This window comes from Scandinavium sp. NPDC088450, assembly GCF_044900545.1.
Taxonomy (GTDB): Bacteria; Pseudomonadota; Gammaproteobacteria; order Enterobacterales; family Enterobacteriaceae; genus Scandinavium.
In genome coordinates, this window is record NZ_JBJDNI010000036.1 from 17,266 (window position 1) to 43,941 (window position 26,676).

Genomic DNA, 26,676 nt, shown 5'->3' on the forward strand with positions numbered 1-26,676 from the left:
TTGTAAGTGGAAAGACCCTTGTTCGATTAATTCAATATGTCATTTAAAGCAATCTAAATTTACAGTTGTGAGGTGGGGTGCTAGTTTTTTAACTAAGCTTCGAAAATGGATTTCGTTAATTATGATTCGCGTCAAAAATATTTCATATGAAAATAATGCTGGCTCATTAATTGAAAATGTATCCTTTGAAGTTTTCAGTGGAAATATGCTCCAGATAGTTGGAAGGAATGGCGCTGGTAAGACCACTCTTATCAAGTTGATCCTTGGGTTATTGCCTCCGACATCTGGGGGAATTTACCGAAAATATCAGTGTACTGATCGTGATAATTGTCAGCCTGTGGGTTGTAACCCACTCTGGGTAGGGCATCAAAGTGGGATGAAAATGACACTATCGGCGGAAGAGAATTTGAAATTTTATCATCCTCACACGACCCAGGAAATCCGTAGATGTGCGTTAGAAAAAGTATATCTAGCGGGATATGAAGATATTCAACTGGCTTCTCTTTCTGCCGGACAGCAGAGACGAGTTGCACTGGCCAGGCTCTGGCTCAGTGATGCGAGATTATGGATCCTTGATGAACCTTTTACTGCGCTGGATAGCTGGGGGTGCACGTTAATAGCGCAACAGATGCGCGATCATATCGACCGCGGTGGGATGGTTATTTTCACTTCACACCAACCGATCCCGATTCTTGATAGCCGCGTGCAGATTTTTAATATGGATGTTCCCTAAGTGCGCCGGTTTATTGTCAGGGAAATGACGCTGGCATGGAGAAACATGTCAGAAAGAATCACGCCGCTCTGGTTTTTTTTAACCGTTATTGTTCTTTTTCCGCTTTGTGTCGGTCCTGATATGGCCCTGCTGGCACGAATTGCACCGGGTGTTTGTTGGGTCGCTGCGTTACTGGCTATGTTGCTGACGATGGATGGATTATTCAAAGATGACTGGCAAGATGGTGCCCTGGATCAACTCCGGCTTTTACCCCATTCATTGCCTTCCATCATTTTGGCGAAAATTGTCGTTAATTGGCTGGTCACGGGGCTGCCATTGTTGCTGCTTTCTCCTGTGGTTGGCTTGTTGATGGGAATGTCAGCAAAAAATACGGCATTGCTTTTTCTCACACTGCTCATCGGAACGCCGATATTGAATTTATTGGCTGCACCTTCGGCGGCATTGACGGTGTCACTCCGGAGGGGCGGGGTGATGCTCAGTTTATTGGTATTGCCGATGGCTATTCCGGTATTAATTCTCGCTGTGGGTGCCATCGAACGATATGACATGGGTTTTCCGGTAGGCAGCCAATTGGCATTCATGACGGCGATACTGACTGCGAGCCTGACAGTGTCACCCTTTATTACTGCTGCAGCGATACGTATTCAGACTGTCTGACATTTTGATGAATATGGGAGTGAAAGGATCATGTGGAAATGGCTCCATTCTTTGGCACAACCTGAGAAATTATATTTGATATGCGGACGGCTTCTCGCATTGATCGCTCCCTTAAGCTTGATAATGGTGAGTATCGCGATATTTTTGGGGCTGGCCGTTGCTCCGGCTGATTATCAGCAGGGGGAGGCTTATCGCATTATTTATATCCATGTTCCTGCGGCCATTTTATCGCTGGCATTATACAGCATGATGACCATTTCAGCCTTCATTGGCGTGGTATGGCAAATAAAAATGGCTGATTTGCTTGCGATGGCGATTGCTCCGATCGGGGCCATTTTTACCTTAATCGCGTTAGTTACCGGTGCTTTTTGGGGAAAACCGATGTGGGGAACCTGGTGGATATGGGATGCGCGCCTGACGTCTGAGCTCATATTATTCCTTATTTATCTGGGCATCATCGCGCTGTATCGCGCATTTGACGATCGTCGTCTGGCGGCCAGGGCGGCAGGGATGCTAATCCTCATTGGTTGTATCAATCTTCCCATCATTCACTATTCCGTTGAATGGTGGAATACCCTGCATCAGGGGTCGACGCAACTACAGCAAACGGTCGCGCCTGCTATGCGATTCCCATTACGTATGAGCATTATAGGATTTATGACTCTCGCAATAAGCATCACGCTGCTGAATCTGCGTTATTTGATTTTGCAATGGGACCAACGCCGACCATGGGTTGTCGCACTGGCGCTGAATGAAGGAAAACGTTATGAAACTGGCCTTTGATAGCTGGCATGCATTTTTTGCGATGGGGGGCTACGGCAATTATGTATGGCCTTCACTGGGATTATCATTGCTGCTACTTCTGGGGTTGCTGTTGTCGATCATTTTCAACCGCAATACCCTGCTAAGAAATATCCATCGTCAGCAACAACGAGAACGTCGCCGGATGTCCGCGCGTCGTTCTGAGGCGGAGAGCTGAGATGTTACAACGCCGTAAGGTTCGTTTGCTTACCGTTTGCGGAATAGTGTTCGGCGTTGCAATAACGCTGGCACTGGTGCTTTATGCGTTGCGATCGGGCATTGATCTTTTTTACACCCCAACCGAAGTTCTTCAGGGAAAGCACGATTCCCATCAAAAGCCTTCTCCCGGTCAGCACCTGCGTGTTGGCGGTCTCGTGATGCCGGGGAGCGTGAAGCGCGATCCTCATAACGTCAATGTCGCGTTTCGTTTATACGATGGCAAAAACAACGTCCTGATTGACTACACGGGGATCCTCCCGGACCTCTTTCGAGAAGGGCAGGGCGTGGTAGCACAGGGGATTTTCATGGGGAACGGTGTCATTCAGGCTCAGGTTGTATTAGCAAAGCATGATGAAAATTATACGCCACCAGAGATCGCCAATAGTCTGACGGCGAAAGCGCGGAACGAAATGTATAAAAGAAGGACTGTGCCATGATACCGGAAGCAGGGAATTATTTTCTGTGTCTCGCAGCAGGCATCGCCGTCGTCCTGAGCGGTTGGCCATTTTGGGACCGTCGCGCTCAACAGCCGGGTGCTGTCGCATCCGCGAGAATTCTCACTGCCCTGATGACGTTATTGATATTGCTGGCTTTCGCTTCGCTCATATATGCACTCATAGAGAATGACTTTACGGTTCGTTATGTTGCAGAAAACAGCAATAGCCAGCTGCCTGTCTATTATCGAATCGCGGCGGCGTGGGGAGGACATGAGGGATCGCTCCTGCTCTGGAATTTATTGTTAACAGGCTGGACCTCTGCGGTAGCCCTTTCAAGTCGTCATTTGCCGCCGATGGATGCGTCACGAATGTTGGCGATAATGGCGATGATCAATGCGGGTTTTTTATTGTTCATTGTCCTGACGTCTAACCCTTTTTTACGCACATTGCCCGATTTTCCCGTAGAGGGAAGAGAGCTTAATCCGCTTTTACAGGATCCCGGATTAATCGTTCATCCTCCATTAATTTACATGGGGTATGTCGGTTTTGCGGTGCCCTTCGCCTTCGCGATTGCTTCATTGCTGGGAGAGGTGCAGAGCAGTCAATGGGTAAGATGGGTGCGCCCTTGGGTGCTTGCGGCATGGAGTTTCTTGACCATTGGAATCGTTTTGGGTTCTGCCTGGGCTTACTACGAGCTTGGCTGGGGGGGATGGTGGTTCTGGGACCCGGTCGAAAATGCCTCATTGATGCCATGGTTGGCGGGCACCGCGTTATTGCACTCGCTAAGTGTGACGGAAAAGCGCGGTATCTTTCAGGCATGGTCTGTACTCCTGGCCATTGCAGCATTCACGCTAAGTTTATTGGGGACCTTTCTCGTCCGTTCAGGGGTATTAATTTCTGTTCATGCCTTTGCCTCTGATCCTTCACGGGGGCTGGCAATTTTAATTTTCATGTCCACAGTCGTCGGCAGCTCGTTATTGCTTTTTGCGCTGCGTGGACAGCGACTGATACGCCAGGGGCGTTTCTCTCTGTGGTCTCGGGAGACGTTTCTGGCAAGCAATAATTTACTTCTGACCACGGCACTGTCGGTGGTAATGCTGGGAACCCTTGTCCCTTTGGTGCACAAAGTCCTCGGGCTGGGTTCGATTTCCGTTGGCGCCCCTTTTTTCAATCTGATGTTCACCGTGCTCGTCGTGCCGCTCGGCGTACTGCTGGGTGCAGGACCTTTAGTGCGTTGGGGTCGGGATAAGAAGGCGAAACCCTGGCCTCTGTTTGCTGCGGTATTGCTGATTTCAGTCACTGTCGGAATTCTGCTGCCCTGGGTCTGGCAAAAAAAAATTGTCCTACTCAGCGTCATGGGTATCGCGATTTCAGTGTGGATCCTGCTGTTAACCGGCGTGGCGTTATGGCGGGATATCGGTGGTGCGGGACATCTGACGCTGAGTACTGCCGGGATGTACCTTGGACATGCTGGCGTCGCGATAGTCATTCTCGGGATTGCAGTGAGCCAGAATTACAGTATTGAGCGTGATGTCAGGATGATGACCGGCGATCATGTCGTCGTTGGTCGTTTTGATTTCTATATGGAGCACACAAGCACTGAAGAAGGAGCGAACTACGAGGCGGAAAATGTCCACATCATCGTCAGCCAGCGGGGAAAACATCGGGCTGAGCTGAATGCGCAAAAGCGTTTTTATTACAACAGCCGCAAGGTACTGACGGAAGCGGCGATTGCGCGTGGTTTTAGCTACGACTTGTATGCAGCATTAGGCGAAAAGTTGAGTGATGGCAGCTGGACTTTGCGTTTGCACTATAAACCATTGCAACACTGGATATGGGGGGGCGGTTTTATGATTGCCCTCGCCGGAGTGCTTTGTTTTCTTGACCCACGTTATCGCAACAAGTACGGAATACAAGAGGGAAAACAGAGTGAAGCGTAATCTGTTATTTATTCCATTTATTTTATTCCTCAGCCTGATCGTATTTCTGGGATGGCAGTTGATGAAAAATATGGAGGGAAGCGATCCGACCCGTCTGGAGTCAGCCCTGATTGGTAAGCCCGTACCTGAGTTACACATTGGAACGCTTGAAGATCCTCAACAACACATGGATCTGAATCTTTTTGCCGATGGTCAGCCCTGGTTGATTAACTATTGGGCGACCTGGTGCCCGACCTGTCGCGCTGAACATGATTACCTCAAAGTATTGGCAAAGCAGGGCGTACGTATTGCAGGCATCAACTATAAGGATCAACGAAATCAAGCGCTGGAATGGCTCAGGTCATTGGGTTCGCCTTATTCCATCAACTTATATGACCCGAGCGGTAGCACTGCATTTGATTTTGGGGTCTATGGCGCTCCGGAAACATTCCTGGTTGATGGTAAAGGTATTATTCGCTACCGATACACTGGCAATTTAACGCCGGAAGTTTGGCGGCGTGAGATAGCGCCACTCTGGAAACATTATCAGCGGGAGGTGAAATCATGATTCGCCGGCTGTTGATGTTGATGTTGATGTTGGCGTTGCACAGTTTTCCGCTTTTCGCGCAGATCGATATTTTGCCGTTTCGTAGCAATGCCCAACAGGCGGAGTGGCGGGAAATCACACAGTCGTTACGATGCCCAAAATGCCAGAACAGCAGTATTGCTGATTCTGATGCCATGATTGCGGAAGACATGCGACGGAAAGTCTTTGAATTGCAGCAGAAAGGTGAGAGCAAAGCACAAATAATTGATTATATGACCCTTCGCTACGGCGAGTTTGTCACCTACCAACCTCCTGTTACAGGCTCCACTCTGGTGTTGTGGTTAGGACCTGTTTTTATTCTGTTGATGGGCAGCATGGTGATTATCCGTCGAACGCGGTTTAAAGCATCCTCCGTCAACGACTCCGCTTCAGCACATCACTATCGAGAGGATGAACGCCCATGGTCGGATTAACTCTCGGTATCATCATCAGCTTATTGGTGCCTCTATTTTTCCTGCTACGAGCACCAAAGCGCAGGACGTTGAAGAAAATAAGACCCGCTATCGGCAGCGTCCTGGCGCTGCTAGTGGTGACGGGGCTGTTGTACTGGAAAACGACGGCCATAGGTCAGATTAGGGACTGGCGGCAGGCGTCAAAAGAGGCTCCGGCTTTACTTTCTCAGACCGGCCCATTGTCAAATCTGCAGCAACACAACGTGGCCCTCGCCTTGCGAACGCGTTTACAGGAGGAACCCGATAATGCTCGGGCATGGGAATTATTAGGGCAGATGCAGCAGGCCTTAAATAACCCGTCCGAGGCTTTGGCTGCCTTTCATCGCGCCTGGATGTTAATGCCCTCCGACATCAACATCGCGCTGAATTATTCAGTAGCGCTTATTCAGTCGGGGGAAGAATCAAGAATAGAAAAGGCTGTGCAGATCCTCTCCAAACTGGATGCACGCTATCCCGGCAATACAGACATTATGAGTCAGTTAGCCTATGCAGCCTTAAGTGAGCAGGATTTTGGGCACGCGGCATTGTGGTTCAGACGAATTATGTCGCAGCTTCCTGCCAGCGATGCCCGTCGTGAATTTATTCATGCAATGCTTAACACGCTGGAGCGGCATAAGCGGGGTAAATAAGTGATCGTTGCATCCTTATTATTTTCCGATAGGAAAGGGTTGATGGCTGCCAAAGCCCTTGAAAAAATATTGTTACTCAAATGACGGAGAAAATATGTCAGACCTATTAAAAGCGATCGGTTTTGGCCTCGTTGTACTACTGCCTCTGGCCAACCCACTCTTTACTGTGGCGGTATTTCTGGGACTTTCCGAAGATATGGCGCACGACAGGCGCCAAAAAGAGTCGAGGATGGCCGCATTTTATGTTTTCGCGATCATGCTGGTGGCTTACTACGGTGGACACCTGGTGATGCATACCTTTGGGATATCCATTCCGGGTTTACGTATCGCTGGGGGCATGATTGTTGCGTTTATCGGATTCAAGATGCTTTTCCCACAGCAAAATGTGCATGAGTCAACGGAAGCCCAATGTAAGTCCAGAGAGCGTGAAAAAGAGTCCGAGGCAAGTATTGCCTTTGTCCCATTGGCTATGCCAACAACAGCAGGGCCGGGAACTATTGCGGTCATTATCAGTACGGCTGCCACGATGGAAACAGGTATGGGATTCCCCGAATGGGTAATCTGGGTTTCCCCGCCCATCATATTTGCAATCGTTTCGCTGCTGGTCTGGCTCTGTCTGAAAAGTTCAGGTGCAATTATGCGCGCATTGGGACATAGCGGTATAGAAGCAATCTCCCGCCTGATGGGATTCTTATTGGTTTGCATGGGCGTACAGTTCATTATTAATGGTGGAGCTGAAATTTTAGCGCATTAAATTTAATCAAATGTCCATGCGCATTTAAATTGATGAATATACCATTTTTGTTTTGTTATTTTCCATTGAACGGTATCACCAACATTAAGGAGGCACGGTAGCTGCTGTATTTGTTCATTCTATTTTTATTAAGAATAACTTGGGTGGTTAAATGAAAAAAAATCTTATTGCATTCACGCTGGCAGTCTCATGCTCGTTGTCTGTTGGGTTAGAACAAGCGGCAGCTGAGAGTTCACATTCAGCGATCGAACTTACGCAAGGCGTTAAATCTGAGGTACTGAATACCCTGAAAGTATCAGATATTCACTTGCCTGAAGGGAATAAGCCATTAACATGTCGGGTGTTGCGCTTCAGAACAGTTGATGTTGAGCCGGGTTCTCATATTGATCTTCACAGTCATGAGAATCGACCTGCTATGTTAGGGGTGACACGTGGTACGTCAATTGTTCATCCTTACCAGCATCAACCAGTAACTTTGCATATTGGTGACTCCTATAAAGAGTATGCAAACGTGCACTATGCCAGGAATGGTTCCACGACAGAAATGCTGACCATGACGACGTTTGATCTACTGGATGATGGTTCCCCCTGCAATGGCGTGAAATATCCTCAACATACGCCTTTACTGGACAGGCTCAAGGTTGAGAAAGACAAATTCTATGTCGATGCCCCTAAATCAGGCGGCAAAGAGAAAAGCAACCCGGTTTATAGTCACAATATCTATGATATTCACTTTTCTGATAAAACAGATCGGTTTACCGATCGTGTAATGCGTGTCAGAAAAGTGACATTATCTCCTGGGACGGCATTACCGGAACAAAATTTTAGCAATCGTCCTGCTTATCTGTTAGTTCTTGATGGCGCTCTGGATATTATTAGAGATGGCAATCAGACAGCCGCTCCCGTCGCTAAGTTAGGTACTGCCGATCTGGTGAATGCCGAAAGGGTGGCCATCAAAAACGACTCAAAATCAGTTGCCGTCAGCTATTTAGTTTTTGAACTCTGGGATCCAAAGGATGCTGCGGCGATTTAACCCCCCAGACGTATCGAGTAATGGAGCATGAGATGAAAAATATTAATCAGCGTTGGGTAAGAAAAAGTCCTTACTCTGTCAGAGAAACGGCCGATCGTTTGTTGGCAAAATTGTCAGAATTCCCGGAGGTCATGATCATCGCCGATGTTAATCAGCAAGACGTTGCTGCATTGTCTAACATGAAAATTGATGATGCCGTATGCTTGCTGTTTCAAAACACCAAACTAGTGGGGAACCTGCTGTCGAGTAATATTGAGGTGGGTTTTACGTTGCCGATAAAAGCTTTTATCTGGAAAGATAAAAAAGGGCAGGTCTGGATTCGATGCAATGACATTGATGCGATGGATGAAGATTATGATCTCAACGGCGGGCAGGGGGCCATAGAGGCAATCTATAACCTACTCCCTGGCTGGCTTGATTATACCGTTAGTGAATGATCTGCAAAGAAAGTCAAAAAACACCCCCGGAACAGTAAGTACCGGGGGTGTTTTTTTTGAATTACGTTCTCAATATACTATCACTACGATCAACTCTGTTTCAGTTTAGCGATAAGATCTTCGCGGGAGGGCGTCCAGACACTGATAACTTTACCATCAGTATTGCCTGCGTTGGTAATATTGTGCTGGGTATTTGGCGGGATGCGAAAATATTCGCCTGCTTTGAGCGTTGTGGTTTTTCCATCACACATAAAATCCAGCGCGCCGCTCAGAACATAATTAACTTCTTCATGTGGATGATGATGGGGATTGGCGACAGACCCTGCCGGGATAAGCAATTCAGAAACGGTCAGATTATCACTGTTGCTGAGGATGCTAATGATGATATCACCAAATTTAATATCACGATTTTCCATAATGGTTCCCTTTAACTTAAAGATAGATAGCCGGAGAGTTTTTAATGTTTATAGTTGCAAGAGATCATCATAGATGATTGATGGAGTACCATTCATCTACAAATTTCTATTGTATTGAAGATATAAGGCTTGCCGAAACCAGCCAGATTTTTATTTGTATATCTCTGCAGTGCCGCTCACATCCGAGCCCATGCCATTCATCCCAATGGAAGTAACACGATAATATTTGGCACCTTGTTCATCAGCTTTTTTAGCGAGTGCCCGATTCGCTTCGTCCAATGTACCGTTTATAATTTCAACACTCACTTCTCCAATCTTGGTTGCCATCGTAGCCATTTCAGAATGACGAATTTCTTTTGCGGCGAAAACACCTGTGCTGACAGAGAGCAAAAGTGCTGCGACGATATAACGCTTAGCCATGCCTTACTCCTTAGTCGAGTTTATTGATGCATCCCTAATAGGGGAAATTTAAGTAAAGCATCTGCTAATAAATTTTCAAGGCATCACCTCTCCGTATAAAAGCACAGGAATTATTTTATATCGCTCATTTTGTTTTTTGTGGTGGAGTTTACTGATGGGTGTTGTTTTTATCATGATGAATGGAGTAATTTATTGTGTTTTTGGTGAGTTCAAGTAACTCAAATTAATTTTTTCAATTTTTTAGCTGGCTTGTGGGTTTTTTAAGAGAGTGTCTGTCTTGTGTATATTCTTGAATGATGTTATGCATCACTTGGTTTATTCTTTAGACGGTAATTCTGTCGATTTTACATCCTGATTTTTTGAATGGTCTATTTAAATAGTTTGCATTGTGGCTGATGCGCGTGGAAATAGAGGTGTTGCCATCTGATTTTTGATCATGGATATATTTTTCGTGATAATTTTTCTCAAAAAAAGTGTAATTATGAAATGTTGACTTATATTTAATGCGGGTTCCTGAGATTTAATCCTCTGAACCCGATTCAAATAAGGAGCCTTTTTCTGGTGTTTATTACAAGGTGAGGAAAATTAAAATGAGGAAATCGTACAAAGGGATTGGCGTATTGGCATTTGCCGCTGGCTCGTTTATGCCCGTAGCCCATGCAACTGCTCCAGATACTGCGGACAAAAATAACCCTTCAACAACAAAGCCAAATATCATTCTTATTGTCTCTGACGATACCGGCTATGGCGATCTCGGTGCTTATGGTGGTGGCGCAGGCCGTGGGATGCCCACCCCGAATCTGGACCGTATGGCCGATGAGGGAATGACATTCTTTGATTTTTACGGCCAGCCGAGCAGTACCCCCGGGCGTGCTGCGATGCAAACCGGTCGTATTCCTAACCGAAGTGGCATGACGACTGTCGCTTTCCAGGGTGAGGGCGGTGGTCTGCCGAAAGAAGAGTGGACGCTGGCTTCTGTACTGAAAACGGGCGGATACAAAACCTTCTTCACCGGTAAATGGCACCTCGGCGAGGCAGACTACTCGCTGCCGAATGCCCAGGGCTATGATGAGATGAAGTATGTGGGACTCTATCACCTTAATGCCTATACCTATGCCGATCCTAAGTGGTTCCCGGATATGGGTCCCAAGCTTCGTGAGATGTTTGCACGCGTAACCCGTGGTGCGTTGTCAGGCAAGGCTGGTGAAGCGCCGCGCGAAGAATTTAAAATCAATGGACAATACGTCAACACCCCTGTGATTGATGGTAAAGAAGGCGTTGTGGGAATTCCTTTCTACGATCGCTATGTTGAAGGAGCCGCTATTGATTACCTCGAAGCCAATGCTAAGTCATCAGAGCCGTTCTTTATGAGCATTAACTTCATGAAAAACCACCAACCTAACATGCCTGATCCCGACTATATTGGTAAGTCGATGTCGAAAAGCAAATATGCGGATTCGATGGTAGAAATGGATGCTCGTGTCGGCCACATTATGGATAAACTGCGCGAACTCGGCCTGGATAAAAATACCCTGGTGGTCTGGACGACAGATAATGGCGCCTGGCAGGATGTCTATCCGGATGCGGGATATACTCCATTCCGAGGCACCAAAGGTACGGACCGTGAAGGGGGAAGTCGTGTTCCGGCTATCGCCTGGTGGCCTGGAAAAATTAAGGATCACAGCCGCAATCATGACATCGTTGGCGGGCTTGATCTGATGGCGACATTTGCCTCAATTGCCGGTGTGAAACTTCCGGAAAAAGATCGCGCTGGTCAGCCTATCATTTTTGACAGCTATGATATTTCTCCTGTGCTATTTGGTACCGGTAAAGACCCACGTACAGAGTGGTTCTACTTTACTGAAAATGAACTCACTCCCGGCGCTGCGCGTGTCGGCCACTATAAAGCGGTATTCAACCTGCGCGGTGATAACGGAGTAAATACCGGTGGTTTGGCCGTTGATTCCAATCTTGGCTGGAAAGGCCCTTCGTCTTACGTAGCAACCGTTCCGCAGATCTTTGACCTCTGGCAGGATCCGCAAGAACGATACGACATTTTCATGAACAATTATACTGAACACACCTGGACGCTGGTGACCTTCAATGAGGTCATCACTAAGCTAATGAAAACCTACGTTCAATATCCACCGCGGAAATCTCAAGGTGAGGGGTACTCTGGACCTATCACCCTGAGCCAGTATGAACGCTTCAAAAATGTTCGTGACCAATTGCAGAGTCAAGGCTTTAAACTGGGTATGCCGACCGGGAACTAAGCTCAGAAAGACCTGACGATATCCGTCGGGTCTTTTTCACTCTACATTTCACTTGCGCCAGGTTATGTCCAATGAAAAAAAGCACCGAAATTCCGCTTACTCCGCTACCGAACCACGGGCATTATTTGCCTGCCTACAAACGTCGCTATCACATGATGGCAAAACCCAGCGGCTCAGCCTGCAATCTCGACTGTGACTACTGCTTTTATCTGCACAAAGAGCAACTCTTGTACCAGCCACCTGATAAAGGGATGAGCGATGAGATACTGGAGAAATTTATTCGTCAGTATATTCAGACTCAGGATGGGGAGGAGATTATTTTCTCCTGGCAAGGGGGCGAACCGACGTTAATGGGCATCGAATTTTTTGAGAAAATCGTGGCGTTGCAGAAGAAATATCAGCCAAAGCATCAGCGCATTGAGAACGATCTGCAAACTAACGGCGTGCTAATTAACGACAAATGGGCCACCTTTCTGAAAAAACATAATTTCCTGGTTGGCGTGTCCATTGACGGTCCGCGAGAGCTCCATGACCGTTTTCGAGTAACCCGAAGCGGCAGACCCACTTTTGATCGGGTGATAGCAGGGATTGATTCCCTGAAACGCAATGGCGTTGCGTTCAATGCTCTGGCGGTAATCAACAGAGTGAATGCCAAATTTCCGCGAGAGGTTTACCGTTTTCTGACTCGTGATTTAGGCGCGACATATATCCAGTTCACACCCTGCGTGGAAGGCAGAGACTTTACAACCACGGCTCCGCAATTCTGGCAGGAAGACACTATTCCCATCACCGGTAGCCGCCGGGCTAAACCTGGGGAACTGGACGCCATCGTCACTGAGTGGTCGGTCGATCCGGACGACTGGGGGCATTTTCTGACGGAAACGTTTGATGAATGGGTGACATACGACCTGGGACGGGTACAGGTCAATCTGTTCGAAACGGCGGTGGTCCAGACTATGGGATTGCCTTCACAGCTTTGCATTACTGCGCCATTTTGTGGCAAAGCACTGGCGATAGAGAAAAACGGTGATGTTTACTCCTGCGATCACTATGTTTATCCCGAGTACAGAGTGGGCAATATTAACAGGCAACGGCTAGATCAAATGGTATTTTCCGCAAAACAGAAAGCGTTCGGACTGGGAAAAAAAGATACCTTGCCGGCATATTGTAAACGCTGCCCGCATCTGAAGCTATGCTGGGGTGAATGCCCGAAAAACCGGATTGTGCGTACCCCGGATGGTGAAGAGGGTCTGAACTATTTATGTCCAGGATTCCAGCATTTTTATTCTACAGCAAAGCCAAACCTTGAAAAAATTTCGGCAATGTTGAAATCAGTAAAATGACTTGGACTGAACCCGCCGAGATGACTCAGGCGCCGGGACTGGTTTTAGAAGACTTCAATGTTATCGGAGATATCGGCCATGCCAGATACTGGGTTGTAGTGGTTTACTGATTTTGATCACTTCCCGCTCATCATTTACACATAGATTCCGAATAACAATGCTTCATGGAGATGAAAGTTTCTACACAGGAAAAGTATGACAATCAAGACTGATCTGAAGTTGCTACGGACTAAACATACTATCTGCCAGGCAGGCAGTGTTACTCTTGCCGCAGTCGTACTGGGAATTACCCCCGGAGCCGTAAGTTATCTTGTTAAGAAGGCTCGCGAGGCTACAGGTGCCACACTGTTTTTTCGGACCCGAAATGGACTTGAGCCCGATTTACAGGCGCTGGAGGGCTTTGCTGAATAAATCGAACTTTTGCCCAATGACAGGATCAGATCACACATCATCCTGATAGCGCAAGCAGTACCGTGGCAAAGCAGAAGTTCAAAATCACTAACTGGAGGACCTACAACAAAGCCCTCATCAGCCGTGGCTCCCTCACTTTCTGGCTCGACGATGAGGCGATTGAGGTCTGGTATGACTCCGCGATGGTCAGGTGGCAGAGACTATGGCCATGGTGCGTGCGCTGAAAAAATGACGAAAGCAGGTATGCCTGAAAGGGGGCGTATAGCCTGAAAACACGACCAGCTACAGATATTCTTGTCCGAAATCTGATTTATTTAACAAAGATCCCCTGATTTTCAAATCCTGTATTTTTATGCATTCTTACAAACTCCGGTCTGGTGATCAGAATTTTGTTTTTTGTACGAACTTGAATCTGGAAAATACATTATCAATTCGCTCCCCCTGATTTATTTGTTCCAATGACAGCAATTTCACGGAGCCCGTTTGCTGTGGTCGCTATATGAAGATCTGATAGTGATATTTTGATGGTAAAACACTTGAAATCATCGGCGCAGCCGCTGCAGGCGGGGCTTCCATAACCCGGTTATGTCTCGATGAACTGCGGCGTAAGAAAATCACCGCGCTTATCACCTCCGAAAAGGCGGCGGCCACTGGCCCGGATAGTATTGCCTGAGCAGTGGTCTGTTACAGGAAAGTTCGCCGCGAATCTGATTTATTCAACAAATCTATAGCAGACAGTGAAATGAAATGCCGCTATAAAGTCACGGCATCTTAAATAAAAATACCGGGTTGGGATTAGTTTTTTTTGTGTTTTATGCTTTTAATTCAGTGGCCTTGCTTCTATTTTTCTCAATGATGGTTTTTTTTGACACTGAGATCGCCACACTCCGAATATTGACATTTAGATATGAAGCAGATGTCTACTAAATCACAATGATCAAATTTCCCCTCCATATTTTTCGGGCAGGGCATTCTGTTTAATAACGATTGCCATAATCGGGTGTTGTAAGGACATGCATTATATATGACAAGAGATTCAATCTTGCTGTTGTATAAGATTCCATCTGCCTTTGGTTGAATGACGTCTCCAGTTTTAAAATGACATGAAGTGTCGTGCCAAATAATGAGTTTAAGGTTTTTACACGTTTGCATACAGGTGAAAATAGTTCCTGTTCTGGCGCAAATCAGTGAATCAATAACAACCCATTTCATTTGAATAACCTCACATAGTGTTTCGATGGCATTTACGTTAAGCATAGCCATGACGTGAGAATAGTCAATGTTCAACTTGTTGATTTTGATCATTATTTTTGTTTTTACATGAATATCTTTCATTATCATAAAGATGTTCATGATTACTGCAATTTATTTCACCGAAATGATTTTCACAAGCGTAGAAAATGATCGTAAATTGTTCAAAGGTCAGTGGTCTGACATTAATTGAAATTTTTGTTTTAATATGTTCAATCAAGACGGTGAATGTTAAAGTGAAAATTACGTCCGCAGGGTAATTATCATTTGAAGAGCAACAGGTCGACGTTGTTTGTTAATGGTTTTTCAATATTTTGAATATTTATTTTTAATATGTCAGGCCGCAATTAGTTAGGCCCATAGGTATCAGGGTAATGAGCGCTCGTATTTGTAGGTAATGATCCTACCCGCGAATAGTGGACACGGTGGACTGCCCCACACCCGTAGACAAATCCTGTCCTAACGACGAGGCCTGTTCGAAGGCCACCGGGCTGGCGCCGCCGAGGTGACTCTGACACCGGGCCCGGTTGTAGAACACTTCAATCTAATCGACGATATCCGCCCGGGCCAGATCCCGGGTTTTGTATATTCTCATCCTGATGCGTTCTTTTTTCAGTGAACTGAAGAACGATTCAGCCACCGCATTATCCCAGCAGTTGCCACGCCGGCTCATTCTGGGTGCCAGATTATTGGCCCGACAGAACTGTTGCCAGTCTGACCTGCTCCCCATTGATTAACACACCCCGATGTTAGTAATGTCTTCATAAGCCACATGAGGACATCCCCATGAAGAAGCGTTTTTCCGACGAACAGATCATCAGTATCCTCCGCGAGGCTGAAGCCGGGCTTTCTGCCCGTGAGCTCTGCCGTAAGCACGCCATTTCCGACGCCACCTTTTACACCTGGCGTAAGAAGTATGGCGGTATGGAGGTTCCCGAGGTTAAGCGCCTGAAGTCGCTTGAGGAAGAGAACACCAGACTCAAGAAGCTGCTTGCCGAAGCCATGCTGGATAAGGAGGCACTTCAGGTGGCACTGGGGCGAAAGTACTGACGACAGACCAGAAGCGGGAAGCCGTAGAGTTTATTTCTGATGCGACCGGTCTGTCGCAACGTCGTGCCTGCAGGCTTACAGGTTTGTCCCTGTCGACCTGCCGCTATGAGGCTCAGCGTCCGGCAGCTGATGCGCATTTATCAGGGCGCATCACTGAACTGGCACTGGAGCGCAGGCGTTTTGGCTACCGCCGCATCTGGCAGTTACTGCGCCGTGAAGGCCTTCATGGTAATCACAAGCGCGTGTACCGTGAGCGGTCTGGGCGTAAAACGCAGGCGACGTCGTGAAAGGCTGGCAACAGAACGTCTGCCGCTGCTCCGCCCGGCGGCGCCCAACCTGACCTGGTCGATGGATTTTGTCATGGACGCGCTGGCCACCGGTCGCAGGAACAAGTGCCTGACCTGTGTGGACGACTTCACGAAGGAGTGTCTGACAATTACCATCGCATTTGGGATTTCAGGTGTTCAGGTCACGCGTATTCTGGACAGCATTGCACTGTTTCGAGGCTATCCGGCGACGATAAGAACTGACCAGGGGCCGGAGTTCACTTGCCGCGCACTGGATCAATGGGTTTATGAGCATGGTGTTGAGTTGCGCTTAATTCAGCCAGGCAAGCCAACGCAGAACGGATTTATTGAGAGCTTTAACGGACGATTTCGCGATGAATGTCTGAATGAGCACTGGTTCAGCGATATCGTTCATGCCCGGGAAATCATTAATAACTGGCGGCAGGATTATAACGAGTGTCGTCCACATTCAGCACTGAATTATCAGACGCCATCAGAGTTTGCAGCACGGTGGCGGAATGGAAAATGTGAAGGTAAACAAACCGACATTACTAACTGACGGTTGTATCTAATACTGGGGGCAGGTCATTTGATTGCCAGATAAACAACCTTCCGTACCGAGTCGTCCGTCGGGAACACCTTGCGTTTCTTTATGGCCGCACGGATCACACTGTTCAGCGATTCGATAGCATTCGTGGTGTAGATAGCCTTACGGATATCCGGCGGATAGCCGAAGAATGTGTTCAGGTTTTCCCAGTGCACACGCCAGCTTTTGCTGATTTGTGGATATTTGTGTAAGCGTCGTCTCAGCACCGTCTGGTCATAATCTGACGAAATCGACAAAGTGGTGTCCACCAAATAGTGGTGGGAACCAAAATGTCAGATATGCACAAAAATATGACTTCCGGCAGGCGTAAAGGCTGCCCTAATTATTCTCCTGAGTTTAAACAGCAGCTCGTTGCGGCCTCCTGCGAACCCGGTATCTCTATCTCAAAACTGGCGCTTGAAAACGGGATCAACGCCAATCTGTTGTTCAAATGGCGCCAGCAGTGGCGACAGGGAAAACTTCCTCCGCCATCAGATGACATCCCTAAGCTACTACCTGTGACGCTTGATGCCCCTACGGCACCAATGGCGCTACCGGCAGAATGTTCCGCAGAAGAACCAGAACCGCTCCATATCAGTTGCGAGGTGACCTTCCGGCACGGGACGCTGCGCCTTAACGGTGCCGTCAGTGAAAACCTCCTGACCCTGCTGATACAGGAGCTCAAACGGTGATCCCTCTACCATCAGGAACAAAGATCTGGCTGGTTGCCGGTATCACCGACATGCGAAACGGCTTCAATGGTCTGGCCGCAAAGGTACAGACGGCGCTGAAAGATGATCCGATGTCCGGCCACGTCTTCATCTTCCGGGGCCGCAGTGGCAGTCAGGTGAAACTGCTGTGGTCCACCGGCGACGGGCTGTGCCTGCTGACGAAACGGCTGGAGCGCGGTCGCTTCGCCTGGCCCTCTGCCCGTGATGGCAAAGTGTTCCTGACCCCGGCACAACTGGCAATGCTGATGGAAGGCATCGACTGGCGACACCCTAAACGGTTGCTGACATCTCTGACCATGTTGTAAATCTCTTTATCCTGGTTGTTGCTGAATAAGCCTGGTAAAATACGGGCTTATGAACGACACATCTTCTGACGACATCCTTCTGCTGAAACAGCGCCTGGCTGAACAGGAAGCGCTGAACCGCATCCTGCTGGAAAAGCTGGCCGACCGTGAACGCGAAATCGACCATCTGCAGGCACAGCTGGATAAACTCCGCCGGATGAACTTCGGCAGCCGTTCTGAAAAAGTATCCCGCCGTATCGCACAAATGGAAGCTGATCTGAAGGCGCTTCAGAAAGAAAGCGATACGCTGACAGGTCGTGTGGATGACCCGGCAGTGCAGCGCTCGCTGCGTCAGACCCGCACCCGCAAACCGTTCCCTGAATCACTCCCTCGTGACGAAAAACGCCTGCTGCCGACAGCGTCATGCTGCCCGGACTGCGGCGGCTCGCTGAGTTACCTGGGTGAAGATGCCGCTGAACAGCTGGAGCTGATGCGCAGTGCCTTCCGGGTTATCCGGACGGTGCGGGAAAAGCACACCTGCACAAAGTGCGACACAATCGTGCAGGCACCCGCCCCGTCACGTCCCATCGAGCGGGGTATCGCCGGGCCTGGTCTGCTTGCCCGGGTCCTGACGTCAAAATATGCGGAGCACACGCCGCTGTACCGCCAGTCTGAGATATACGGTCGCCAGGGAGTGGAGCTGAGCCGCTCACTCCTGTCGGGCTGGGTGGATGCGTGTTGCCGGCTGCTGTCTCCGCTGGAAGAAGCCCTGCAGCAATACGTGCTGACTGACGGCAAGCTCCACGCCGATGACCCCCCCGTCCCGGTGTTGTTGCCGGGCAATAAAAAGACGAAGACCGGGCGGTTGTGGACGTACGTTCGCGACGACCGTAACGCCGGGTCAGCGCTGGCCCCGGCAGTCTGGTTCGCCTACTCACCGGACAGAAAAGGCATCCATCCACAGACTCATCTTGCCAGCTTCAGCGGTGTGCTGCAGGCCGATGCGTACGCCGGGTTCAACGAGCTCTACCGCGAAGGCCATATACAGGAAGCCGCGTGCTGGGCACATGCCCGGCGTAAAATCCATGACGTGCATGTCCGCACACCGTCAGCGTTGACGGAAGAGGCCCTGAAACGTATCGGCGAGCTGTATGCCATCGAGGCGGATATCAGGGGAGCACCGGCAGAGGAGCGCCGTGCGGAACGTCAGCTGAAAACGAAACCGTTACTGACATCACTGGAAAGCTGGTTGCGGGAAAAGATGAAAACCCTGTCACGGCACTCGGAGCTGGCGAAGGCGTTCGCGTATGCCCTGAACCAGTGGTCAGCCCTGACGTACTACGCAGAGGATGGCTGGGCTGAAGCAGATAACAACATCGCCGAGAATGCGCTGCGGATGGTGAGCCTGGGGCGAAAAAATTTCCTGTTCTTCGGCTCAGATCACGGTGGTGAGCGGGGTGCGCTGCTGTACAGCCTGATCGGAACGTGCAAACTGAATGGAATAGATCCGGAGCGCTACCTTCAGCATGTGCTTGATGTTATAGCAGACTGGCCGATCAACCGTGTCAGTGAACTGCTGCCCTGGCGCATCGTCCTGCCAACTGAATAGTCGCCGTTCGTCAACACGGTTCTGGCTGTCCGCTTACGTTTGAGGTTTGTTCGCCAGACGTAATCCCCACTCAGGTTGATGTGTTCCCATCCCAGCGGGGACAGATGAGAAATCAGCTGGTCATTGAATGGGATCCCTTTTCGCTTCAGAGAATCTATGGCTCTTTCTATATATACTGTATTCCAGAGTGAGATCGCTGCAGTCAGCAACGTCAGCCCACTGGCCCGGTAACTCTGGTTTTCCAGTCCCCGATCTCTGATTTCCCCCAGCCGGTGCATAAAGACTGCGCGTGCAAGGGCATTGCGGGCCTCACCTTTATTCAGCCCTGCCTGTACGCGTCGACGCAGGGAAGGATCCCGGAACCAGTCCAGCATAAATAATGACCTCTCGATGCGACCAATTTCCCTCAGCGCCTTTGCCAGGCCATTTTGTTTGGGATAACTGGCCAGCTTTTTCATCATCAGTGATGCTGTTACCGTTCCCTGCTTTATAGAACTCGCCAGACGTAGCACTTCACTCCAGTGAGTTTCAATATCCTTTAGATTCAGGCTGGTTGTGGAGATGATTGACTGAAGCCCCGGATACAACTCGGCTTTTCCATGAATAAACAGTCTCTTGTCATGAAGATCCCGGATCCTTGGCGCAAAAGCGAATCCAAGCAGATGCATCAGCGCGAAAACATGCTCAGTGAAGCCTGCGGTGTCGGTGTAATGCTCTGTAATCTCCAGCTCGCTTTCGTGGTACAGCAAGCCGTCAAGTACATGAGTAGAGTCACGCACGCGGCTGATGACTTTAGTGTAAAATGGGCTGTACTGGTCCGAAATATGCGTGTAAATCTGAACGCCAGGCTCCTGACCGTATTTCAGATTGACCTGACCCGCATAACGCCCGTGACTACCTACCCGAAAATTTTGTCCATCAGACGAGGAGGTTGTTCCATCGCCCCAGAATGCCGCAAGAGGCCGTTTTTTCTGGGCATTGACCAACTCGGCCAGTGCTGCTGAATAGGTTTCACCCCTGATGTACCAGGCCTGAATACTCTCAAGTGACGATTTGGTCGTCCCCGGACAGGATTCGGCCATTTTTGTCAGCCCAAGATTGATGCCATCAGCCAGGATGGTGGTCAGTAACAACTTTCTGTCTTTAGGTCTGACGTGATGATTTTTGAGATGGGTGAAATGGCGGGTAAAACCGGTCCAGCCGTCTACTTCATCCAGCATTTCAGTAATTTTAGGGTGAGGCAGCATGCCATAAACCAGATTGGCAAAAGGAGAAGCTGCTGAAGGGACACTGTTATCCAGCGGGGTAATTTTCACGCCTTTATCCGATATATCAACATCGGGCAAATCACCGGCCAGCGCCATCGCATTCACTTCCTCCAGGCGCGATGCCAGAAGCGTCATACGGTTCTCGATGTATTCATGACAATCGGTCGGAATAGCAAGGGGTAGCTGGTTATCCCGGAGTGATTTTTCAAAATCACCAGACGGGATCAGATAATCATCGAAATTTCTGTAGCGGCGAGATCCCCTTATCCAGATGTCACCAGAACGTAAGGCTCCCTTCAGCTCATTCAGCACGCAAAATTCGTAATATTTTCGATCAATGCCGGAGGGCGTGATCACCACCTTTCTCCAGCTTTCCGGGATGAACCCGGTTGGCGCTGAAGGCGGTACTTTTCGGAGTTGTTTTCGATACATCTCTCTGACGGTATCCAGCGCGTCACTGAGTTGCATTGCGGCGGGTGCCGCCATGAACTGCAACGCGGCCAGCATCCGGGGGGCGTATTTACGCAGCGTACTGTATTTTTCTGTGATCAGATGCAACGGGTCGAAGTTGTCCTTACGTGACAGGAACCGCGTCTCTTCCACGCTGTTGATGAATTCGTGCCAGGGAAGGACGTCTTCTATTGCGGCCCAGGGATCTTCACCAGACTCTCTGGCGTTAAGCAATGCCTGCCCGATGGTAACGTATTGCTTCAGCTTACTCTGAATCAGCTTTCCCGTTTGCTGGAGTCGCTCGGCCTGCGTGCGTTTTGCCCTGCTGAACAGACTGCCCAGAATACGCTCGTGCAGCTCAATAACCTCGTCTGTCAGGGTGGCCCTGGCTTCTGATATGACACAAACCAACGAGGCATAACGGCGAACATCAGTGAATTTTGCCAGGTCACGGCTACTCATTTTCCTGCCTTCGCGTGCGAGTTTCAGGAGCCGGTTCTGGTGAACGGAAAGCGCAATGCCGTCAGGCAGTGCCATCGACTCAATCGAATTTAATCGATCGATATGTTGCAGGACATTTTTACCATTAATTTTTCCCGGAGGCTGGAGCAGCCAGGCCAGCCGTGAAGATTGCTCACCCTCAGAGACCAGCAGACGGTCCAGCGCCGCTTTATGTTCCGGCTCAAGCTGCGCGGTTAGCGCAGAAAAGACCGCTCTGTCTGCAAGCGTTGTGGCTTCGGCCAGGGTTCGCTCGATAACATCAACAGAAGGGAAAATCACCTTATTAAGGTGGAGCCAGGAGAGCATTTCCTCCGCAAGCAAAAAGCCTCTGTCTGTCCGCATGGCGTGGGGATAAAGGTGTAGAATGCAGGTTTTTTGTAGCGATCGGTTGAAGGGGGATAATTCCAGGTAGCGGTAGAGTTCAGCCAGATGTTCCCAGCGAGTGACTTCTCTTGATGCATACTCGGCCCACAAATCAGGCGGAAATTTCAAATGAGCCGCCAGCCGGGAAACAACTCCGTCGTGAGGGGAGATATTTTTGTCGGGAGGAAACCCTGGCCCTCGCAAATAGCAGAGTAAAACAGCAAAGCCCAGGCGGTTTGCGGGTCTGCGGTGTTTATTAATAAGCGCGAGGTCATGTTCACTCAAAAAGCACATGCGCGTCAGAAGGACATCATCGTCCGGCACAACCAACAAGCGTTCTTTTTCTTCACTGCTGAGTATTTGTCTCCGTGGCATAAATGCTTCCTCTGCATATAGTTTATTTAAGTTAACGCTTTACACTGACCGAAACTGGTCGGTTTCGTACACCGTCAATTACATCTGTCCGAAAGTAAGTGAAATTCATTTCGTACAGGCGCTATAATTCGGACATCCATTTCGTACGGAAAGTTTCCTATGTCACGAGTTTTTGCTTACTGCCGGGTCTCCACCCTGGAACAGACCACAGAAAACCAGCGTCGTGAAATTGAGACGGCGGGTTTTGCCATCAGAGCCCAACGACTTATTGAGGAACATATCAGTGGTTCGGTCGCGGCCAGCGAACGCCCCGGATTTATTCGCCTGCTTGATCGGATGGAAAATGGTGATGTGCTGATTGTCACCAAACTCGACCGTCTGGGTCGTAACGCGATGGATATCCGAAAAACAGTAGAGCAACTGGCGGCTTCAGATATTCGCGTTCATTGCCTCGCACTCGGTGGCGTCGATTTGACCAGTCCGGCTGGAAAAATGACTATGCAGGTCATTTCTGCTGTGGCGGAATTTGAAAGGGATTTACTGCTTGAGCGTACGCATTCTGGTATTGCACGGGCTAAGGCATCCGGAAAGCGTTTCGGTCGCCCGTCAGCGTTGAATGAGGCTCAAAAGCAGGCTGCGATGGAAAGCCTCAATGCAGGAAACAGCGTTAGCTCTGTTGCCCGTGAATTTAACACCACCCGGCAAACCATTCTCAGGGTGAAAGCAGCATTCAGCACCTGAGAATGGGATCTCCGATTATCTGAGTCGTCTACCTGACTCGTCAGTGACTCTTTCACCTGTAAACATACGAGCAACTTACCTACTGCGCCTGTTCAAGCAGATTGGTAACGGCTTTCAACGTTCGATACCCCGTTTGCCTGCTGTTGCTTAACCCAATCCGCCTGCACTTGCTGATAGTGGCTGGTTTTTTCCCATGCCTGAAGTTCACTATTGGTCAGTGTTTGACGTCTGCTCCCTGTTGCTGCATCATGTCAGTCATGTGTTTCAGACTGTTGTCCAGTGTCATACCGAGGACTTTTTCCGTGCGCACGGCCGCGCGGTGGATAGCCTCTTTATCTTCCTGAGACAGACTCTCCCAGCGCTGCTTATTCATCGTCAACAAGTAGACATGACCCAGCCACAGACGCGGTGAAACGCGTATTTCCTTGGCCGCCTGCCACGCTTTGATGTCATCCCCGCTGTCCAGATTAACCAGCAGGCCGTTCAGTTTCCCACGACGAAGTGCATCCGTTATGCCTGCATTCCACGGCAGTTTGACCACCGTTGCGCCTGCATTTTCCAGATATGCCTGGTGCCAGAAACTGGCCGTGCGCCAGGTGGTACTGCTCAGCTTATCGATTTGTAAGTTGGGATCTGTCGTGAAAAAGGCGGCAGGGTAGCCAACGAAAAATTGCACATTGACCAGGTTGTTGGCCGCGAGTTCGGCGGAAAACTGGGGAAGTTGATTGAATACCTGTCGGAAGAACGCGACTTGTTTTTCGCCGCTATCAGGCCCCAACGGGAAGCTTTTAAATATCTGATGCAACGGCAGCTGCTTCGCTGTGTATTCGGGCACCACGATACCCATATCGGCTAACTTTCCCTCGCCAATCGTTTTCAGAGCCTGGTAGCTGACTGAGAGTTCGCCGTTCCAGTGTGGTTCTATGCGCAGACGACCCTGGGATTCCTGCTCAACAGCGGCAAAAAAACGTCGTTGATGATTTTTGTGCGCATTTTGCCCAATGGTTCATGGTCTGTGTAACGCAAAACGGTTTCCGCCTTAGTCGGTTGAGTGATGGAGAAAAGGCCAAGCGCGAGGCAATACAGTGAAAACTTTTTGACGTTCATGTTCTTTCCTTAAATAAAATGACGTGCCATATGGTGATGACGAGAGTTGGTTTTAAACAACACTGATTCGTTCGGGCAACTGGATATATGACGGATACTCGTCGCCAGTATGAATAACGTATTAGTCGCGACTTGATCTGACACATGACCGTATTGTCAATGTTGCCGAAGAGCTATTTAAAATAACGTTGTTGTTGATAGGGTATACTGATTATCTTGCAGACAGATACAGTGAACGTAAGGAAAGCCATCAGGAACTGTCCATACGCGTTAATCAGACCAAAATTTAGCAACAACGCGATGCCCGCTAACCCTCAGCGGTGTGATTTACAGGCATCGCACTTCATTGTGTATAAAAAACATCCTTAGCGTGGGATAATTTCCGTTTTCCAAGCGGACCCCTTATCTGCTGACGACGCAGGCGCCATGCATACCAGCCGCTGCAGGTGCGTATTACCGTGAAGGAGATCGTTGAGTAACATTGATGGAGATCGGTTCGTGTCACTTTCACAGAACCATTTTTACATTAACTTCACTGATCTCCTTCGGTCAACGTGGTTTGCATTTTTCGCATTGATTCTCCTTTAAGTTCTATCTTGATACTCCCATGAACCAGTCGATCCAGGATGGCATCAGCATGCGTTGAGTCCCCGATCATCTTGTACCAGCTTTCCACCGGCAACTGGCTCACGACGATGATTGAGCCTCGCTGGTACATCAGATCCACTATTTCCAGTAGGTCGCTGCGTTGTTCTGACGACAGAGGCTCCAGCCCCCAGTCATCCAGAAGCAGCAGATCGCTGTGATTCAGTTTCGTCAGCAGTTTGCTGTATCTTCCGTCGGCATGCCCCTGATAGCACAGCTCCATCAACGCTTTCAACCGGTAGTAGTAGACCTTGTATCCCTGCCGACAGGCATTATGGCCGAGCGCACACGCCAGGTACGTTTTACCGCTACCTGTCGCGCCGGTCAGTAACAGGTTTTGTTTAAGGTTTAGCCAGTTTCCCTGACCGAGTGAACGGATCAGGGCCTTATCCAGGCCCCTGCTGCTCCGGTAATCCAGTTTTGATAACTCGGCGCTGAGTCTGAACCGCGCCTGTTTCAACAGGCGCTCTGCTTTTCGGTTTTCGCGGCAGGTGAGTTCTTCTGAAGCCAGTAACGACAGGCGTTCCTCGAACCCCAGCTCCTGATATGCTCCAGGTTGCGCGATCTGGTTTTTTAGCGCATCACGGAAGCCGGTGAGTTTCAGTTCCGTCAGTTGTTCGTAAAGATGGTTCATTATTGGCTTCCGTATCAGTGGTAGTATTTGCTGCCGCGAACGTTTTCATGTTCCAGCGTTGATAACAGGTCAGGTTTGTTTTCAGGAACAGGCTGTTTATCCAGACCTTTTTCCAGGATCGATTTTATTCCCGCAAGCCGCCATACCTGAGTTTTCAGCGCCCGGGCACATGCTGCGTTCAGTCTCGCTTTGCTGTATTTTTTGTGAAGGTTCAGAAGTCCCAGACAGAACCGGTAGCTTTGTTCCGGGTGGGGGTGTGAGTTCAGGATGTGCAAGACGTAGTCATGGGTTTCACTGCCAACTCGTCCGGCCCACTCCAGAAGCCGTTCCGGTGTCCAGGTGGCATGCTGGCGATGAGCCTCCGGCATATGCTCTTCACGGGTGCTGTAGCCATAGTTACGGTTGCGGGGATGTGTCGCCACTTCCTGCCCCTGATTGAACAGTCTGACCAGCTCACCCGAGATCCATGCTTCCAGCTGTAAGCCCAGTAGCGAACAGGGTACCGAGTAGTAATGTTTGTCTATCCCCACATGGTAATCAGCATGAACCCTGACTTTTTTCACCAGGGTGTAGCTGTAACTGGTCTCAGGGAGTGGTTTCAACTCAGGTTTATCGAGCTGAGTGAAGAGATCGGCCCGCGAACACCCCAGTTTCTGCATGACCTTGTTATTCAGCCTTTCCAGTAACTCCCGGATACGCTGGTTAAGTGATGCCAGGCTGTAGAAGATTTCATGCCTGATACGGGCCATGATCCATCGTTCAACAACCTGGACACCCACTTCGGCTTTGGCTTTATCTTTCGGTTTACGCGGACGTGCTGGTATGACGGCAACATTGTAGTGTTCAAGCATCTGCTGATAGGTTGGATTAACGTCAGGATCATACTTACATGCCCGTGACGTAGCGCTTTTCAGGTTGTCCGGAACAACAAGTTCGGGAACACCGCCAAGCCACTGGAAGCAACGAGCATGGCTCATCACCCAGTCTTCAAGCTGCTGAGACCAGGTGGCTTCTGCCCATGTGTAACTTGACGCCCCGAGAACAGCCACGATGATCTGCGCGGTTCTTATTTCTCCTGTATCGGGGTTGGTAATGTCGACGGTTGGTCCACAGTAATCAACGAAGAGTTTTTCACCGGCTTTATGGACCTGACGCATCGGTAATCCCCCCGAAAATCCGGGGTGTTGATAAGTAGAATTTTCTCGTAATCTGAACCGGGGAGATCTCTATGAAAAAATCACGTTTTACCGACA

General features: G+C 49.2%; 24 protein-coding genes and 6 pseudogenes. 22 read left to right on the forward strand and 8 right to left on the reverse strand.

Annotated elements, in window-relative coordinates; all coding sequences use genetic code 11:
• Window positions 1-121: 121 nt before the first annotated feature.
• From ccmA to ACI2I2_RS22600, 12 genes are all read left to right on the forward strand, one after another.
• Window positions 122-733: a cytochrome c biogenesis heme-transporting ATPase CcmA gene (gene ccmA, locus ACI2I2_RS22545; protein WP_404659996.1), complete on the forward strand. Its 612-nt coding sequence runs from the start codon at window positions 122-124 to the stop codon at window positions 731-733.
• Entirely contained in the window at window positions 734-1,390 is a 657-nt protein-coding gene (ccmB, locus tag ACI2I2_RS22550) for a heme exporter protein CcmB (protein WP_404659997.1), read from the forward strand.
• A gap of 30 nt (window positions 1,391-1,420) precedes the next feature.
• Window positions 1,421-2,173 (forward strand): heme ABC transporter permease, encoded by a 753-nt coding sequence (locus ACI2I2_RS22555; protein WP_404659998.1) that lies wholly within the window; start codon window positions 1,421-1,423, stop codon window positions 2,171-2,173.
• Window positions 2,157-2,369, forward strand: a complete 213-nt coding sequence (gene ccmD, locus ACI2I2_RS22560; protein ID WP_404659999.1) for a heme exporter protein CcmD — start codon at window positions 2,157-2,159, stop codon at window positions 2,367-2,369. The genes ACI2I2_RS22555 and ccmD overlap by 17 nt, the downstream gene beginning before the upstream one ends.
• Before the next feature lies 1 nt (window position 2,370).
• On the forward strand, window positions 2,371-2,847 hold the full coding sequence (gene ccmE / locus ACI2I2_RS22565) for a cytochrome c maturation protein CcmE (protein WP_404660000.1): 477 nt from the start codon (window positions 2,371-2,373) through the stop codon (window positions 2,845-2,847).
• A complete protein-coding gene (locus ACI2I2_RS22570; RefSeq protein WP_404660001.1) occupies window positions 2,844-4,787 on the forward strand; it encodes a heme lyase CcmF/NrfE family subunit in 1,944 nt (647 codons plus the stop codon). Before ccmE ends, ACI2I2_RS22570 begins: the two co-directional genes overlap by 4 nt.
• Entirely contained in the window at window positions 4,777-5,334 is a 558-nt protein-coding gene (locus tag ACI2I2_RS22575) for a DsbE family thiol:disulfide interchange protein (RefSeq protein WP_404660002.1), read from the forward strand. The genes ACI2I2_RS22570 and ACI2I2_RS22575 overlap by 11 nt, the downstream gene beginning before the upstream one ends.
• Window positions 5,331-5,786, forward strand: coding sequence for a cytochrome c-type biogenesis protein (locus ACI2I2_RS22580; protein WP_404660003.1), 456 nt, complete (start codon window positions 5,331-5,333; stop codon window positions 5,784-5,786). The genes ACI2I2_RS22575 and ACI2I2_RS22580 overlap by 4 nt, the downstream gene beginning before the upstream one ends.
• On the forward strand, window positions 5,774-6,454 hold the full coding sequence (locus tag ACI2I2_RS22585) for a tetratricopeptide repeat protein (RefSeq protein WP_404660004.1): 681 nt from the start codon (window positions 5,774-5,776) through the stop codon (window positions 6,452-6,454). Before ACI2I2_RS22580 ends, ACI2I2_RS22585 begins: the two co-directional genes overlap by 13 nt.
• Before the next feature lie 94 nt (window positions 6,455-6,548).
• Window positions 6,549-7,208 carry a MarC family NAAT transporter gene (locus tag ACI2I2_RS22590; RefSeq protein ID WP_404660005.1) on the forward strand — a complete coding sequence of 220 codons (660 nt, stop codon included), beginning with the start codon at window positions 6,549-6,551 and terminating at the stop codon, window positions 7,206-7,208.
• A 151-nt stretch (window positions 7,209-7,359) separates the two neighbouring features.
• The gene (locus ACI2I2_RS22595) at window positions 7,360-8,241 is read left to right on the forward strand and encodes a hypothetical protein (protein ID WP_404660006.1); all 882 of its coding nucleotides are present in this window, start codon (window positions 7,360-7,362) and stop codon (window positions 8,239-8,241) included.
• A 32-nt stretch (window positions 8,242-8,273) separates the two neighbouring features.
• Complete coding sequence (locus tag ACI2I2_RS22600; protein ID WP_404660007.1) at window positions 8,274-8,678, forward strand: DUF302 domain-containing protein; 405 nt, start codon at window positions 8,274-8,276, stop codon at window positions 8,676-8,678.
• A gap of 89 nt (window positions 8,679-8,767) precedes the next feature.
• Here the strand turns inward: ACI2I2_RS22600 and ACI2I2_RS22605 are convergent, their stop codons facing one another.
• Together ACI2I2_RS22605 and ACI2I2_RS22610 are read right to left on the reverse strand one after the other, a co-directional pair.
• Window positions 8,768-9,094, reverse strand: coding sequence for a cupin domain-containing protein (locus ACI2I2_RS22605; protein WP_404660008.1), 327 nt, complete (start codon window positions 9,092-9,094; stop codon window positions 8,768-8,770).
• A 150-nt stretch (window positions 9,095-9,244) separates the two neighbouring features.
• Window positions 9,245-9,514, reverse strand: a complete 270-nt coding sequence (locus ACI2I2_RS22610) for a DUF1471 domain-containing protein (RefSeq protein ID WP_404660009.1) — start codon at window positions 9,512-9,514, stop codon at window positions 9,245-9,247.
• 590 nt (window positions 9,515-10,104) lie between these two features.
• Here ACI2I2_RS22610 and ACI2I2_RS22615 point away from each other — a divergent pair.
• The 4 genes and pseudogenes from ACI2I2_RS22615 to ACI2I2_RS22630 form a co-directional block, all read left to right on the forward strand.
• Window positions 10,105-11,787: an arylsulfatase gene (locus ACI2I2_RS22615; RefSeq protein WP_404660010.1), complete on the forward strand. Its 1,683-nt coding sequence runs from the start codon at window positions 10,105-10,107 to the stop codon at window positions 11,785-11,787.
• 71 nt (window positions 11,788-11,858) lie between these two features.
• Window positions 11,859-13,130 carry an anaerobic sulfatase maturase gene (locus ACI2I2_RS22620; RefSeq protein ID WP_404660011.1) on the forward strand — a complete coding sequence of 424 codons (1,272 nt, stop codon included), beginning with the start codon at window positions 11,859-11,861 and terminating at the stop codon, window positions 13,128-13,130.
• A 195-nt stretch (window positions 13,131-13,325) separates the two neighbouring features.
• A complete protein-coding gene (locus tag ACI2I2_RS22625; RefSeq protein ID WP_404660012.1) occupies window positions 13,326-13,541 on the forward strand; it encodes a LysR family transcriptional regulator in 216 nt (71 codons plus the stop codon).
• A 62-nt stretch (window positions 13,542-13,603) separates the two neighbouring features.
• A pseudogene (locus ACI2I2_RS22630) lies at window positions 13,604-13,723 on the forward strand (IS5/IS1182 family transposase); the annotation flags it as partial.
• A gap of 1,472 nt (window positions 13,724-15,195) precedes the next feature.
• On the opposite strand, the pseudogene ACI2I2_RS22635 reads toward ACI2I2_RS22630, so the two are convergent.
• Window positions 15,196-15,507: pseudogene (locus ACI2I2_RS22635) on the reverse strand (IS3 family transposase); the annotation flags it as partial.
• A 71-nt stretch (window positions 15,508-15,578) separates the two neighbouring features.
• Here ACI2I2_RS22635 and ACI2I2_RS22640 point away from each other — a divergent pair.
• A pseudogene (locus tag ACI2I2_RS22640) lies at window positions 15,579-16,688 on the forward strand (IS3 family transposase).
• A 29-nt stretch (window positions 16,689-16,717) separates the two neighbouring features.
• On the opposite strand, the pseudogene ACI2I2_RS22645 reads toward ACI2I2_RS22640, so the two are convergent.
• Window positions 16,718-16,987: pseudogene (locus ACI2I2_RS22645) on the reverse strand (transposase); the annotation flags it as partial.
• 18 nt (window positions 16,988-17,005) lie between these two features.
• Between ACI2I2_RS22645 and tnpA the strand changes: the two are divergent.
• Genes tnpA through tnpC form a run of 3 tightly spaced genes read left to right on the forward strand, consistent with a single transcriptional unit; the run spans window position 17,006 to window position 19,339 of the window.
• On the forward strand, window positions 17,006-17,407 hold the full coding sequence (tnpA, locus tag ACI2I2_RS22650) for an IS66-like element accessory protein TnpA (protein WP_404660013.1): 402 nt from the start codon (window positions 17,006-17,008) through the stop codon (window positions 17,405-17,407).
• Complete coding sequence (gene tnpB / locus ACI2I2_RS22655; protein ID WP_404660014.1) at window positions 17,404-17,751, forward strand: IS66 family insertion sequence element accessory protein TnpB; 348 nt, start codon at window positions 17,404-17,406, stop codon at window positions 17,749-17,751. The genes tnpA and tnpB overlap by 4 nt, the downstream gene beginning before the upstream one ends.
• A 49-nt stretch (window positions 17,752-17,800) precedes the next feature.
• The gene (gene tnpC / locus ACI2I2_RS22660) at window positions 17,801-19,339 is read left to right on the forward strand and encodes an IS66 family transposase (RefSeq protein ID WP_404660015.1); all 1,539 of its coding nucleotides are present in this window, start codon (window positions 17,801-17,803) and stop codon (window positions 19,337-19,339) included.
• On the opposite strand, the gene ACI2I2_RS22665 is transcribed toward tnpC, so the two are convergent.
• Window positions 19,252-22,296 (reverse strand): Tn3 family transposase, encoded by a 3,045-nt coding sequence (locus tag ACI2I2_RS22665; RefSeq protein WP_404660016.1) that lies wholly within the window; start codon window positions 22,294-22,296, stop codon window positions 19,252-19,254. The genes tnpC and ACI2I2_RS22665 overlap by 88 nt on opposite strands.
• A 159-nt stretch (window positions 22,297-22,455) precedes the next feature.
• Here ACI2I2_RS22665 and ACI2I2_RS22670 point away from each other — a divergent pair, with 159 nt between their 5' ends.
• Window positions 22,456-23,037 (forward strand): recombinase family protein, encoded by a 582-nt coding sequence (locus tag ACI2I2_RS22670; RefSeq protein WP_404660017.1) that lies wholly within the window; start codon window positions 22,456-22,458, stop codon window positions 23,035-23,037.
• A gap of 214 nt (window positions 23,038-23,251) precedes the next feature.
• Here the strand turns inward: ACI2I2_RS22670 and ACI2I2_RS22675 are convergent, their stop codons facing one another.
• Window positions 23,252-24,040 (reverse strand): ABC transporter substrate-binding protein, encoded by a 789-nt coding sequence (locus ACI2I2_RS22675; RefSeq protein ID WP_404660020.1) that lies wholly within the window; start codon window positions 24,038-24,040, stop codon window positions 23,252-23,254.
• Between the two features lie 247 nt (window positions 24,041-24,287).
• Here ACI2I2_RS22675 and ACI2I2_RS22680 point away from each other — a divergent pair.
• Window positions 24,288-24,434: pseudogene (locus ACI2I2_RS22680) on the forward strand (arsenical resistance protein ArsH); the annotation flags it as partial.
• A 242-nt stretch (window positions 24,435-24,676) separates the two neighbouring features.
• On the opposite strand, the gene istB reads toward ACI2I2_RS22680, so the two are convergent.
• Window positions 24,677-25,423 (reverse strand): IS21-like element helper ATPase IstB, encoded by a 747-nt coding sequence (istB, locus tag ACI2I2_RS22685; RefSeq protein WP_404660018.1) that lies wholly within the window; start codon window positions 25,421-25,423, stop codon window positions 24,677-24,679.
• Between the two features lie 14 nt (window positions 25,424-25,437).
• A pseudogene (gene istA, locus ACI2I2_RS22690) lies at window positions 25,438-26,580 on the reverse strand (IS21 family transposase); the annotation flags it as partial.
• Window positions 26,581-26,676 lie beyond the last annotated feature (96 nt).